The sequence below is a fragment of the Vibrio sp. D431a genome (assembly GCF_030248655.1).
GTDB classification, from domain to species: domain Bacteria; phylum Pseudomonadota; class Gammaproteobacteria; order Enterobacterales; family Vibrionaceae; genus Vibrio; species Vibrio alginolyticus.
Genome location: NZ_JAHGAP010000018.1, coordinates 67704 through 81619 on the forward strand (window position 1 = coordinate 67704; position 13916 = coordinate 81619).

Sequence of the window (13916 nt, forward strand, 5' to 3'; positions counted from 1 at the left end):
AATGAATAATAAGCGTCACCTTCATCGGTTTGAAGGCAACAAAAAAGGGAAGCATCTGCTTCCCTTTTACTTATTTCTTAATCACTTCGAAGAGTAATGAATTACTTTTGAAGCAAAGAAATGTCTGCGATCTGTAGGAACAGGTTACGCAGGTTGTTCAGTAGTGTCAGACGGTTCTTCTTAAGTGCTTCGTCGTCTGCCATTACCATTACGTTATCAAAGAATGCATCAACTGGTTCACGTAGGTCAGCTAGCTTGCTTAGGGCTTCTTGGTAGTTACCTGTAGCAAATGCTGGCTCTAGCGCTTCCGTCATTACTTCAACGCTTTCTGCTAGTGCTTTCTCTGCGTCTTCTTGTAGAAGTGCTAGGTCGATGTCTGCTGCTAGTTCGCCGTCGAATTTCGCTAGGATATTACCTACACGTTTGTTCGCTGCTGCTAGAGACTCTGCTGCTTCTAGTTCACGGAAGTGAGAAACCGCTTTAACTCGTTGGTCGAAGTCTGCTGGTTTCGTCGGGCGACGCGCTAGAACTGCTTGAATGATGTCTACGCTGAAGCCTTCGTCTTGGTACCAAGCACGGAAACGACCAAGCATGAACTCGATAACGTCTTGCTCAACGTTGTCGTTGGTTAGGCGATCGCCAAACAGTGACTTCGCTTTCGCTACTATGTCAACAAGATCTAGGTTGTAGCCGTATTCAACGATGATACGTAGTACACCTAGAGATGCGCGGCGTAGTGCGAATGGGTCGCTGCCTTTAGGCGCTTGACCAATACCGAAGATACCTACGATAGTGTCTAGCTTGTCTGCCATTGCAACTGCAGTTGAAACACCGTTAGATGGCAGTTCATCACCTGCGAAACGAGGCATGTATTGCTCGTTCAGTGCGACTGCAACTTCTTCTGCTTCACCGTCGTGGCGAGCATAGTGCATACCCATAACACCTTGAGTATCCGTGAATTCGAATACCATTGAGGTCATTAGGTCACATTTTGCTAGTAGACCAGCACGCTTTGATTTCTCAACGTCAGCACCGATTTGCTCAGCAATGTAGCCAGCAAGTTCTGTGATGCGGTCTGTTTTGTCTTTGATCGTCCCCAGTTGCTTTTGGAAGATCGCTTGCTCTAGTTCAGGCAGACGGTCGATAAGCGGACGCTTACGGTCTGTGTTGAAGAAGAACTCTGCGTCAGCAAGACGAGGACGAACCACTTTCTCGTTACCTTCGATTACGTAACGAGGCTCTTTTGATTCGATGTTCGATACGAAGATGAAGTTAGGTAGTAGCTTCTTGTTTTCGTCGTAAACAGGGAAGTATTTTTGGTCACCTTTCATGGTGTAAACCAATGCTTCAGAAGGTACTTTTAGGAACTCTTCTTCAAACTTCGCTGTTAGTACCACTGGCCATTCAACCAGAGACGTTACTTCTTCTACTAAGTCATCTTCTAGGTCAGCGATACCGCCAACTGCTGCTGCCGCTTTTTGTGCGTCAGCTAGGATGATTGCTTTACGCGCTTCGTAATCTGCCATTACTTTACCGCGCTCTTCTAGGATCGCAGGGTATTGCTCAGCAGAATCGATAGTAAACTCTTGCTCACCCATGAAGCGGTGACCACGGATAGTGCGGTCTGAAGCAACACCAAGGATCTCGCCTTCGATTAGGTCGCTGCCCATTAGCATGGTTAGCGTCTTAACTGGACGGATAAATTGAGTCGTTTTGTTACCCCAGCGCATTGGTTTTGCGATAGGTAGGTTTGCTAGTGCTTTCGCTGCAAGTTCAACGACGATCTCAGACGTTGGCTGACCTTTCACTTCTTGTTTGAACAGTAGCCATTCACCTTTGTCTGTAACCATGCGCTCTGCTTGGTCAACCGTGATGCCACAACCGCGTGCCCAGCCTTGAGCCGCTTTTGTTGGGTTGCCTTCTGCGTCAAATGCTGCAGAAACCGCAGGACCACGTTTTTCAACAACTTTGTCAGACTGGCTGTCTGCTAGTGCAGCGACTTTAAGTGCAAGACGACGAGGCGCCGCGAACCATTTCACGCCTTCGTGAGCAAGCTCAGCGCCTTTTAGTTCTGCTTCGAAGTTTGCTGCGAATGCTTCAGCTAGAGTGCGAAGTTGCGTTGGTGGTAGCTCTTCTGTACCTAGCTCGATTAGAAATTCTTTTGCCATGTTACTCTACCCCTTACGCTTGTTCTTTCTTACACATTGGGAAGCCAAGAGCTTCACGCGATGCGTAGTATGCTTCTGCAACTGCTTTCGTCAGGTTGCGGATGCGTAGGATGTAACGTTGGCGTTCAGTTACTGAGATCGCTTTACGCGCGTCTAGTAGGTTGAATGCGTGACCAGCTTTTAGAATGCGCTCGTAAGCAGGTAGTGGCAGTGGCTTTTCAAGCTCAAGCAGCTCTTTACACTCTTTCTCACACTGTTCGAAGAAACCAAATAGGAAATCAACGTCTGCGTGCTCGAAGTTGTAAGTTGATTGCTCTACTTCGTTTTGGTGGAAGATGTCACCGTAAGTCACTTTGCTGCCGTCTGGCGCGATGTTCCAAACTAGGTCGTAAACAGAGTCTACTTCTTGGATGTACATTGCTAGACGTTCGATACCGTAAGTGATCTCACCAGTTACTGGCTTACACTCAAGACCACCAACTTGCTGGAAGTAAGTAAACTGAGTCACTTCCATGCCGTTTAGCCAAACTTCCCAGCCCAGACCCCATGCGCCTAGTGTTGGGTTTTCCCAGTTGTCTTCTACGAAACGGATGTCGTGTACAAGAGGGTCAATACCAAGAACTTCAAGGGAGCCAAGGTACAACTCTTGAATATTGTCAGGCGATGGTTTTAGCGCTACTTGGAATTGGTAGTAGTGCTGAAGACGGTTAGGGTTTTCACCGTAACGGCCATCAGTAGGACGACGTGAAGGTTGTACGTAAGCTGTCGACATTGGCTCTGGGCCAAGCGCTCGTAGACAGGTCATTGGGTGAGAGGTACCCGCACCCACTTCCATATCTAGCGGTTGAACAATGGTACAACCATTTTGAGCCCAATAATCCTGCAGCGCGAGGATCATTCCCTGGAAGGTTTTGATATCGTATTTTTGCATAAGTCAGGTTCGCGCGATTCTCTTGTTACTCGTTAATTCGTCATCTATGCCGAGTTTTTCAACTCTAACAACGGCGATAAAGAGTAATTACGGTTGAATAAATTAACAATCTAGTATAACCAGATATTGAGCATGGGAGTAGAGCTAATCTTGATTAATTCGTGGGCGATTTTCTCCTTTAATGAATTTTTACCGCGTTATCTGCTGTATTTTTCCTAAAAGGGAGTTTTTGCCTGCTTTGGCTCTTGAGAAGCGCAACAAAGGTGGCTAGAATTGCGCCTGTCTTTGGGGAGTAGCTTACCTGATGAAGTTTCTGTTTCATCTGGTTCGTCCGTCAACATAATTGGTGCAAAATCACCATGGCGTTCGAGACTTGAAGCCTTTCAAGTTTAGCAAGACCTTAGACAAATCATCACGAACCGGGGTAGGGGCGTGAGGTTTGTCTTCGGTTAAAAATAATAATCCCTGCCCCAATGAGCATGTCGTGAGCGTTTTAGCTATTTCAATTACTACTGTAGCGTTAGCAGAAATTGGCGATAAGACCCAATTGCTATCTCTATTACTTGCAAGTCGTTACCGAAAACCAATCCCAATTATTGCAGCAATCTTTTTGGCAACTATTGCCAACCACGCTTTGGCTGCATGGTTAGGTGTGGTTGTCGCAGACTATCTATCACCTGAGATTTTAAAGTGGGTGCTGGTGGTCAGTTTTGTCGCGATGGCGGCTTGGGTTCTGATCCCGGACAAACTGGATGATGACGAGCAGATTTCTAATCGAGGCCCATTTATTGCCAGCTTTATCGCGTTCTTCGTTGCGGAGATAGGCGATAAAACTCAGATCGCCACTTCCATCTTAGGGGCGCAATACGCGGATGCGTTAAGTTTGGTGATTATCGGTACCACAATCGGTATGCTGCTGGCGAATGTACCTGTGGTCCTGATTGGTAAATTGTCGGCCGACAAGATGCCTTTAGGGCTGATCCGTAAAATCACCGCATTTTTGTTTATTGCTCTGGCAATAGGGGCTGCACTGTTCTGATTTTTTGCACGTGAAATGATGTGAGTTATCAATCATTAGTGGCGTGCTGCGCGAGTTCAAACTCTGACTCTAAATCGTTCCGTTGCGTGACGGATGACATATAAGTGTCATACTTGTCATGGTAGTTTAATGGTGTGAATGATAGCGAGAGGGCAAGTTTATGCTTACACGTTACATGGGGATGTCCCCGAAGAGTCAGAGTTATTTATTCACTTTTGGTTTAGCGCTGTGTTTACTAGCGATGGTGCTAACTGATATGTGGTTACCGATTGTAGCAGGATCGTTCGTCCTTACTGGATTGACAGTAGAAGCGTGGATTCGTGTCGCTCACATCATTCCTATGCATGAAGAGATGCGGGCAATGAAGAAACAACTTAACAAGCTCCAATCAGAAGTTCGCACACTCGAATACGACGAATAAACAAACGGCAGCCAATATTGGCTGCCGTTTTTAGTTCGACCAGATTATTCCAATCCTTTCTTGATCAGGTACTGATACGGAACTTGCTCCGTTTGTGCCGCAACTAATTGGTGGTCCATAAAGCGGCAGAAACTCGGAATGTCTCGAGTCGTGGATGGATCGTCTGCTTTGACCAGCAAAATCTCACCATCTTGCATGTTGCGAATTGTCTTCCTGACCATCATCACTGGCTCTGGGCAGCGCAGTCCTTGCGCCTCTAATGTCTTGTTTGCCAGTTCAGGATTAAAGCTCATAGTGTGATTCTCGTAACTAACTGAGCGTTGAATTTTACTTTCGTTGAAAAAATATTCAATAACCACTTGGCAAACCGAATTTTTTGTTTTACCTTAAATTAACAATTTGGTAACAACTGGCAAGGGAGAGGCAATGTTAACAGCGTTAGACAGACTTACGATTTACTCAGTGCTGTGTTTTATCTCGTTCTGTGCATTGGTACTTAGGACGCCAGCTGACACCTCTTTGACGCCTCTCGTAGGCATGGTTGCCACTATTATTGGGATTTGGATCGAGATGCGCAGATGGTCTGGCGCATCTGAGCAAGAAAATTAGCGCTTCTTGCTTGGATCAGAATGCTTTTAATAACGCTCACCTATTTTTTACCGACACTTCATTCCGACACTATCCCCATTTTTCTTGGGCTTCCCCGCTGAAAGGCGGGATTTTTTTTGCCTAAAGAGTACAATTTACCCAAACACATACAAAATAAGTGGCTAATTCGTGGAACTGGAAGATATCTATCGCCGAGATTTAAATTTACTGGTTGCGTTGCGAGTACTGATAGAAGAAAACAGTGTCAGTAAGGCGGCAACACGTCTGAACTTGAGTCAATCGGCAATGAGTCGTGTGCTTGGTCGTCTACGCGACTTATTGGGAGACCCGCTGTTTACTCGTCAGGGACAGCATTTGATCCCAACTCAGAAAGCGTTAGAGATCGATCGCTCATTGGGCGAGCCATTAGAGTCTTTACGTCAGTTGTTATCTCCGGTTGAGTTTGACCCATTGCAATGCGTACAGACTTTCAACATCGTGACCACCGATTATGCCATGCAAACGATATTACCGTTCGCTTTGCCGAGAATTTACCAAGAAGCACCAAATGTGTCTTTCAACTTCTTACCACTGCAACACGACCGTTTATCAGATCAGCTCACTTATGAAGGTGCAGACTTAGCGATTTGTCGCCCGACAGGCCCGGTGGAGCCTCTACGCAGTGAAGTGTTGGGGCGAGTGGGGGTGCTGTGTATGCTTTCAAAACAGCATCCATTAGCGAATAAAGAAATGAGCTTGGATGATTATCTGAGTCATCCACATGCCATGATCGCCATCAGTGATGGTGTTAAGGCACTGATCGAACAAGCTTTGATGGAGAAACCTAAGCGTAAAATGGTTCTGCGGGCTTATCATTTAGAAGCCGCATTGGCGATCATGGATACCTTGCCAATTATCATCACAGTGCCAGCGGACTTGGCGTATCTGGTTGCCGAGCGTTATGACTTGGTGGTGAAACCGTTACCATTCCAATTCACGCCGTTTGAATACTCGATGATTTGGCATGCGCGTTGCGAGCATTCTCCCGCTCAAGAATGGTTAAGAACGATTGTGCGTGAAGAGTGTAGCCGTCTGATAGCTAAACGTATCGAAGATATGGGACTGAACTGCTAACAAAAAAGAGCCAGCAATGCCGGCTCTTCGTCTGTTTACACTGAGTCAGTGTTTATAGCTTGATAACCACACGACCCGTTACTTGACCGTTGGTGATGTCTTCTGCATATTTCGGTGCTTCAGTAAGAGCAACTTCAGTACACGCTTGCTCGAAGTAGCTGTCTGGTAGTAGCTCGACCAGCTTTTCCCATGCTGCGATACGTTTCTCTGTTGGGCACATTACTGAGTCCACACCTTGTAGGCGAACATTACGTAGGATGAACGGCATCACTGTGGTTGGTAGATCAAAACCACCTGCAAGACCACAAGCTGCAACTGCACTGTTGTAATCCATTTGCGCCAATACTTTAGCCAGTACTTTGCTGCCTACAGTATCAACCGCACCTGCCCATACTTGCTTTTCAAGTGGACGTGCTGGTTCTTCAAATTCAGTACGGTCGATGATGCGGCTAGCACCTAGTTTTTCAAGTAGCGGGCCATTTTTTTCTACACGACCTGTCACTGCAGCAACTTTGTAGCCAAGCTGTGCTAGAAGCGTTACTGCGACTGAGCCTACACCGCCACTTGCGCCAGTTACAAGGATTTCACCATTTTCAGGTTTGATGCCTGCATCAAGCAGTGCTTGAACACATAGCATGCCAGTGAAGCCAGCAGTACCAACCATCATTGCTTTCTTGCTGTCTAGACCTTTTGGTAGTGGTACTAGCCAATCTGCTTTTAGACGAGCACGCTGAGACATACCACCCCAGTGGTTTTCACCCACGCCCCAGCCAGTAAGGACAACTTTGTCACCAGCTTGGTAGCGGTCGTCTTCTGAGCTTACTACCGTACCTGCTAAGTCAATACCTGGCACCATCGGGAAGTTACGGATGATTTTACCTTTACCTGTGATCGCAAGGCCGTCTTTGTAGTTTAACGATGAGTAATCAACGTCAATCAGAACGTCGCCTTCAGGCAGTTGTGTTTCATCGATTTGCTCGATGTTAGCGATAGTACGTTTGTCTTCTTGATTTAGAACTAGAGCATTAAACATAAGGTTCTCCGATTGTGCGGTAGCATGACTCTGGGTCACATGCAGCAAGATATCAACTGGTCTAAGTGTATGTCTTCTTTGTCTATGAATAAAATGAAACTTGAGCATTTAATGTATGCTCTTCATGCATGTTTGATGTAAAACAAAAAGGGCGACATCAATTGTCGCCCTTAAGTGTAATACTAAAAATTTTAGTACTAGTTCATTTGCTTATGATTGTTGGCTCGATCACTACAACAACGTCTTGAACTGTTATGGTCGTTCAAATACTGTCGCAATGCCCTGACCCAAACCGATACACATGGTGGCCAGACCGTATTTCGCGTCTTTCGCTTCCATTAGGTTGATCAACGTTGTTGAGATACGTGAACCAGAACAGCCTAGTGGATGACCCAATGCTATCGCACCACCGTTAAGGTTGACCTTCTCATCCATAACATCAAGCAGGCCTAAGTCTTTAGCACACGGCAGAGACTGCGCGGCAAATGCTTCGTTTAGCTCAACCACATCCATGTCTTCAATTGAAAGACCGGCACGCTTGAGCGCTTTTTTCGTCGCAGGTACAGGACCGTAACCCATAATAGAAGGATCGCAGCCCGCAATGGCCATGCCTTTAATACGTGCACGAATCTTCAAGCCAAGCTCATTGGCTTTCTCTTCACTCATGATCAACATCGCTGATGCACCATCAGACAGAGCCGATGATGTACCGGCTGTTACTGTACCGTTTGCAGGGTCGAACACTGGGCGAAGTTGAGATAGACCTTCAACGGATGTTTCAGGGCGAATCACTTCGTCGTAATCCAGAGTGAACAGTGTGCCGTCTGCTGCGTGGCCTTCAATTGGTAGAATTTCGTTTTTAAAACGACCCTCTACGGTTGCTGCGTGCGCACGAGCGTGAGAGCGAGCGGCAAACTCGTCTTGTTGCTCACGGCTAATACCATGTAATTTACCAAGCATTTCAGCCGTTAAGCCCATCATGCCCGCAGCTTTTGCTACGTTCTTTGACATACCTGGGTGAAAGTCTACACCGTGGTTCATTGGCACATGCCCCATGTGCTCAACACCACCAATTAGGCAGATTTCAGCATCGCCAGTCATGATGGCACGTGTACCGTCGTGAAGCGCTTGCATTGATGAGCCACACAAGCGGTTCACCGTCACGGCGCCAATTTCAATCGGCAGACCAGCAAGCAGCGCCGCATTACGTGCAACGTTAAAGCCTTGCTCTAGTGTTTGCTGTACACAGCCCCAGTAGATGTCTTCAATCTCGCTTGGGTTCACTTGTGGGTTACGCGCAAGAATGCCTTTCATTAGGCGCGCAGATAGATCTTCTGCTCGTGTATGACGGAAAGCACCACCTTTAGAGCGACCCATTGGAGTACGTAGACAATCGACTACGACAACATTTCTTGTTTGATTAGTCATTTTAGAATCCCTCCTTAGATAGAACCTTGCTGTTGTGCACCGTAAAAGCTTTCACCTTTCGCCGCCATATCAATCAGCATTTGCGGTACTTGGTACATCGCACCTAGCTCGGCGTGTTGTTTTGCCATTTCAACGTATTCAGCAATACCCACGCTGTCTAGATAGCGGAATACGCCACCGCGGAATGGAGGGAAACCAAGACCATAAACCAATGCCATATCTGCTTCCTGCGGAGTCGCGATGATGCCTTCTTGTAGGCACAGCACCACTTCGTTAATCATTGGAATCATCATACGTTGAATGATGGTCTGATCGTCAAAGTCCTGCTTATCGGCACAAACGTCAGCAAGTACCGGTAAGATCGCTTCGGAGAAGGTTTTCTTCGGCTTACCTTTTTTATCTATGGTGTAGCTGTAGAAGCCATTACCATTTTTCTGACCATATTTGTCTGCTTCGAACAGTGCATCAATCGCATCACGACCTTGTTTACCCATACGCTCAGGGAAACCGTCAGCCATCACAGCTTGTGCGTGGTGCGCGGTATCAATGCCGACTACGTCAAGCAAGTACGCCGGTCCCATCGGCCAGCCAAACTTACGCTCCATGACTTTGTCGATTTTCGTAAAGTCAGCACCATCACGAAGTAGCATGCTGAAACCGCCAAAGTATGGGAACAATACGCGGTTAACGAAGAACCCTGGGCAGTCATTAACGACAATTGGTGATTTGCCCATTTTCGCAGCATACGCCACAACACGGTTGATGGTTTCATCAGAGGTGTGCTCACCACGGATGATCTCAACAAGAGGCATACGATGCACTGGGTTGAAGAAGTGCATACCACAGAAGTTTTCTGGGCGTTTTAGTGATTTTGCCAATAGGTTGATAGGAATCGTCGAGGTGTTTGAGGTGATAACGGTGTCGTCACCGACATGGGATTCAACTTCACTTAAAACTGCTGCTTTTACTTTCGGGTTTTCAACGACAGCTTCAACAATCACATCAGAGTTTTCAATACCTGCGTAATGTAAGCTCGGTGTGATTGACGCTAAAATACCCGCCATCTTAAAGCCATCAATGCGACCGCGAGATAAGCGTTTATTCAGCAGCTTAGATGCTTCAGTCATGCCTAGGTCGAGCGACGCTTGTGCGATGTCTTTCATCAAGACTGGCACACCTTTTAGCGCTGATTGGTAAGCAATGCCGCCACCCATGATACCAGCACCTAATACGGCTGCACGTTGCGTGTCTTTACTTGCTGACTTCGCTGCTTTTTTCGCAATGCCTTTGATGTATTGATCATTAAGGAAGAGGCCAACGAGTGATTTTGCTTCTTCCGATTTAGCCAATTTCACGAAGTGCTTACGTTCAATGTCTAACGCTTCATTACGTGCAAAGCGAGCACCTTCTTCAATCGTGATAACGGCTGTCATTGGGGCAGGGTAGTGAGGACCTGCTTTTTGTGCCACCAGACCCTTCGCCATGGTGAAGCTCATCATTGATTCAAGCTTACTCAGCGTTAGCGGAGATGTTTTCTGTGCTCGGCGTGCTTGCCAGTCAAGTTTCTCGTTAATTGCAGAGTTAAGAGTTTGTAGTGCTGATTCGTATAAAGCATCAGGCTCTACAACTGCATCGAGTAAGCCAATTTTCAATGCTTCATCAGCTCGGCATGCTTTACCTTGGGTGATGATTTCCATTGCGCTGTCTGCGCCAATAACGCGAGGTAAGCGTACACAACCACCAAAGCCCGGCATGATTCCCAGTTTCGTTTCTGGTAGGCCGATGCTGGTGGTTTTGTCACCAATACGCATGTCTGTTGCTAGCACACATTCACAACCGCCACCAAGAGCGTGGCCTTTGATCACTGAGATGGTCGGAACGGGTAAGTCTTCTAATTTGTTAAAGATGCTATTAGCAAATTGCAGCCATTGGTCGAGCTCGGCATCCGTTTTAGCAAACAGACCTAAAAACTCGGTAATGTCTGCGCCTACAATGAATGCGTCTTTATCTGAAGTGAGCAACAACCCCTTGAGGCCTTGATGGGCAATGAGCGCATCAAGAGCTTTATCTAGCGATTCTAATGTCGCTAGGTCGAGTTTGTTGACGGATTTTGGAGAGCAGAAGCTTAGCTCTGCAATACCATCTTGTATTTCCTTTACCTGTAGGGTTTCGGCTTGGTAAATCATTGTCTATCTCCATGACATACAATCGTGGATTGTCTGTATACCTATTTCAACGACGCCGTGTACCTCGGCAAATAGGTATCGAGGAAGTCGTTTTATTTTTGTTCTGGTTTGACCAGTAAGGTTAGTTTGGATCGTGGATTGTTTAATTTCAATACATTTTTTAAACAAGTGTTTAACATTGTGCGCTGTGGCAGATCTTATGCGACGGGTAAATCACACTCGTGATAGACTTCAGGCAAATAGACATGAATCCATAATCCTATGAATGACAAGCCTTATCTGATTCCAGCAGAGCCCGCTCAATTTGAAGAAGAAATTAAAAAGAGCGTCTTCATTACTTATTTGGCACACACGCCAAGTATCGAAGCTGCAAAAGCATTTGTTGATCAAATCAAAGCTAAACACGCTGATGCTAGACATAACTGTTGGGGCTTTGTTGCTGGTCGACCAGAAGATTCGATGAAGTGGGGCTTTAGTGATGATGGAGAACCTTCAGGGACGGCAGGCAAACCAATCCTGGCGCAGCTGTCTGGATCTGGGGTGGGGGAGATCACGGCTGTGGTCACGCGATACTCTGGTGGAATCAAGTTAGGTACAGGCGGCTTGGTTAAAGCGTATGGGGGTGGGGTTCAACAAGCGCTCAAGCTGCTTCAAACTATTGAGAAAAAAATAACCACAAAGCTCAGACTAACGTTAGACTATGGGTTTATGCCTATCGCACAATCAATCATGCCGCAATTTGGTGCGATAGAAGTCGAGGCTGAATACAGCGATCAGGTCGTATTAGTGGTGGAAATTGAGCTTCGAGAAGTGAGCGCGTTTACCCAAGCAATCATCAATAAAAGCGGGGCAAAGGCAATTGTCACTCCGCTAGACGGACAATAATGAAAAACAGGAAGCAACAGGGACAGCTTCGCTAGTCAATTTATCCATGCAATTTCGTTCAATTATTCGAATCGTCGGGCTACTGCTCGCACTCTTTAGTGTCACTATGCTTGCGCCAGCACTCGTTGCGCTGATCTATCGAGATGGTGCTGGTGTGCCTTTTGTCACGACATTTTTTGTTCTGCTGTTTTGTGGGGCCGTTTGTTGGTACCCAAACCGCAGGTATAAGCACGAGCTTAAAGCTCGAGATGGCTTTCTTATTGTCGTCTTATTCTGGACAGTACTTGGCAGTGCAGGCTCGATCCCCTTTCTCATTGCTGACAATCCGAACGTCTCAGTGACAGATGCGTTTTTTGAATCGTTTTCTGCTCTCACGACGACCGGGGCGACCGTTATTGTTGGTTTGGATGAGTTACCTAAAGCGATTCTATTCTATCGACAGTTACTGCAGTGGTTCGGCGGTATGGGAATCATCGTATTAGCGGTGGCGATTTTGCCAGTACTTGGCATCGGTGGTATGCAGCTTTACCGCGCCGAGATCCCAGGTCCAGTCAAGGATACTAAAGTGACGCCGCGCATAGCAGAAACTGCTAAGGCGCTTTGGTACATCTATTTGAGCCTGACTATCGCCTGTGCTTCGGCTTTTTGGTTAGCTGGTATGACGCCATTTGACGCCATCAGTCACAGCTTTTCCACCATTGCCATTGGTGGCTTCTCTACCCACGATGCCAGCATCGGATACTTTGATAGTTACGCGATTAACCTGATTACGGTGGTTTTTCTGCTTATATCTGCATGTAATTACACACTGCACTTTGCTGCATTTGCATCAGGTGGCGTACATCCCAAGTATTACTGGAAAGATCCTGAGTTTCGCGCCTTCTTGTTTATTCAAGTGCTGCTATTTATCATTTGCTTTCTATTATTACTGAAACATCACTCTTACACATCGACATACGATGCTTTCGATCAGGCTCTGTTCCAAACCGTATCAATATCCACAACAGCGGGCTTTACGACAACAGGTTTTGCGGATTGGCCGCTCTTCTTACCTGTGCTGTTATTGTTCTCTTCCTTTATAGGTGGTTGTGCTGGTTCAACAGGCGGCGGCATGAAAGTGATCCGTATCCTGCTTCTTACCTTACAAGGTGCGCGTGAACTAAAACGTTTAGTCCATCCACGCGCGGTTTACACCATCAAAGTAGGTGGCAGTGCCCTACCGCAACGTGTTGTCGATGCGGTTTGGGGTTTCTTCTCCGCATACGCATTGGTATTTGTGGTTTGTATGTTGGGGTTGATTGCAACAGGAATGGATGAGCTCAGTGCGTTCTCGGCGGTGGCTGCGACTCTGAACAACCTCGGTCCTGGCTTGGGAGAAGTGGCGCTTCACTTTGGTGATGTTAACGACAAAGCAAAATGGGTATTAATAGTTTCTATGCTGTTTGGTCGTTTGGAAATCTTTACCTTACTTATTCTACTTACGCCGACGTTTTGGCGTAGCTAAGGGGAAATCGTGGCAAAAGCATTATTTCTATACTCTTCCCGCGAAGGGCAGACTAAAAAAATTCTCCACTATATAGATGAACAACTTCCAGATTTCGATTGTGAGCTGGTGGATTTACATAATGTCGAGACGATTGACTTCAGCCAATACGACAGAGTATTGATAGGCGCCTCTATTCGCTATGGCCATCTTAATAAAAAGCTATACCAGTTTATTGAGCGAAACCTCAATCAATTGGAGCAAAATAAAGTGGCATTTTTCTGCGTAAACCTAACCGCTCGTAAAGAGGACCAAGGAAAGGATACACCTGAAGGTAGTGCCTACATTCGCAAGTTCCTAATTAAGTCGCCTTGGAAACCAACGCTAATCGGTGTTTTTGCTGGTGCACTTTATTACCCACGTTATAGCTGGTTCGACAGAACTATGATTAGGTTCATTATGTCGATGACGGGTGGCGAAACCGATACGACCAAAGAGGTGGAGTACACCAATTGGGAAAAAGTGGCTCTTTTCGCAGATAAATTTAGAGAACTGTAGAAATAACGTGCTCTTTTGACCGCTTTTGATGCAAATTTATCCGAACGATAAAAAAATCAAAA

Annotated in this window: 13 protein-coding genes; 7 read left to right on the plus strand and 6 right to left on the minus strand. The window is 46.4% G+C overall.

Annotated features, from left to right (window positions below; all coding sequences use genetic code 11):
* Nucleotides 1-101 precede the first annotated feature (101 nt).
* Nucleotides 102-2168, minus strand: coding sequence for a glycine--tRNA ligase subunit beta (gene glyS / locus KJB35_RS16355; RefSeq protein WP_213908233.1), 2067 nt, complete (start codon nt 2166-2168; stop codon nt 102-104).
* Between the two features lie 13 nt (nt 2169-2181).
* Complete coding sequence (gene glyQ, locus KJB35_RS16360) at nt 2182-3099, minus strand: glycine--tRNA ligase subunit alpha (RefSeq protein WP_005451074.1); 918 nt, start codon at nt 3097-3099, stop codon at nt 2182-2184.
* Nucleotides 3100-3583: 484 nt separating this feature from the next.
* On the opposite strand from glyQ, the gene KJB35_RS16365 reads away from it, so the two are divergent.
* Nucleotides 3584-4138, plus strand: coding sequence for a TMEM165/GDT1 family protein (locus KJB35_RS16365; protein WP_005378877.1), 555 nt, complete (start codon nt 3584-3586; stop codon nt 4136-4138).
* Between the two features lie 160 nt (nt 4139-4298).
* Nucleotides 4299-4559, plus strand: coding sequence for a hypothetical protein (locus KJB35_RS16370; protein WP_005378878.1), 261 nt, complete (start codon nt 4299-4301; stop codon nt 4557-4559).
* Nucleotides 4560-4603: 44 nt separating this feature from the next.
* Here the strand turns inward: KJB35_RS16370 and tusA are convergent, their stop codons facing one another.
* Nucleotides 4604-4852: a sulfurtransferase TusA gene (gene tusA / locus KJB35_RS16375; RefSeq protein ID WP_033906598.1), complete on the minus strand. Its 249-nt coding sequence runs from the start codon at nt 4850-4852 to the stop codon at nt 4604-4606.
* A gap of 133 nt (nt 4853-4985) precedes the next feature.
* Between tusA and KJB35_RS16380 the strand changes: the two genes are divergently transcribed.
* Together KJB35_RS16380 and KJB35_RS16385 are read left to right on the plus strand one after the other, a co-directional pair.
* Nucleotides 4986-5168, plus strand: a complete 183-nt coding sequence (locus KJB35_RS16380; protein ID WP_005378880.1) for a hypothetical protein — start codon at nt 4986-4988, stop codon at nt 5166-5168.
* Nucleotides 5169-5336: 168 nt separating this feature from the next.
* Nucleotides 5337-6281, plus strand: a complete 945-nt coding sequence (locus KJB35_RS16385; RefSeq protein ID WP_017821924.1) for a LysR family transcriptional regulator — start codon at nt 5337-5339, stop codon at nt 6279-6281.
* A gap of 52 nt (nt 6282-6333) precedes the next feature.
* On the opposite strand, the gene KJB35_RS16390 is transcribed toward KJB35_RS16385, so the two are convergent.
* The 3 genes from KJB35_RS16390 to fadB all read right to left on the minus strand — a co-directional run bounded on the left by KJB35_RS16390 (nt 6334) and on the right by fadB (nt 10928).
* Nucleotides 6334-7314 (minus strand): MDR family oxidoreductase, encoded by a 981-nt coding sequence (locus tag KJB35_RS16390; RefSeq protein ID WP_054730021.1) that lies wholly within the window; start codon nt 7312-7314, stop codon nt 6334-6336.
* A gap of 252 nt (nt 7315-7566) precedes the next feature.
* Nucleotides 7567-8742, minus strand: coding sequence for an acetyl-CoA C-acyltransferase FadA (fadA, locus tag KJB35_RS16395; protein WP_006743176.1), 1176 nt, complete (start codon nt 8740-8742; stop codon nt 7567-7569).
* 14 nt (nt 8743-8756) lie between these two features.
* The gene (gene fadB / locus KJB35_RS16400) at nt 8757-10928 is read right to left on the minus strand and encodes a fatty acid oxidation complex subunit alpha FadB (RefSeq protein ID WP_053308127.1); all 2172 of its coding nucleotides are present in this window, start codon (nt 10926-10928) and stop codon (nt 8757-8759) included.
* Nucleotides 10929-11189: 261 nt separating this feature from the next.
* Here fadB and KJB35_RS16405 point away from each other — a divergent pair, with 261 nt between their 5' ends.
* The 3 genes from KJB35_RS16405 to hemG are packed head-to-tail and all read left to right on the plus strand — an operon-like array spanning nt 11190 to nt 13854.
* On the plus strand, nt 11190-11813 hold the full coding sequence (locus KJB35_RS16405) for a YigZ family protein (RefSeq protein WP_005378891.1): 624 nt from the start codon (nt 11190-11192) through the stop codon (nt 11811-11813).
* Between the two features lie 46 nt (nt 11814-11859).
* A complete protein-coding gene (locus KJB35_RS16410; protein WP_005378893.1) occupies nt 11860-13317 on the plus strand; it encodes a TrkH family potassium uptake protein in 1458 nt (485 codons plus the stop codon).
* Nucleotides 13318-13326: 9 nt separating this feature from the next.
* Nucleotides 13327-13854: a menaquinone-dependent protoporphyrinogen IX dehydrogenase gene (gene hemG / locus KJB35_RS16415; RefSeq protein ID WP_005378894.1), complete on the plus strand. Its 528-nt coding sequence runs from the start codon at nt 13327-13329 to the stop codon at nt 13852-13854.
* Nucleotides 13855-13916 lie beyond the last annotated feature (62 nt).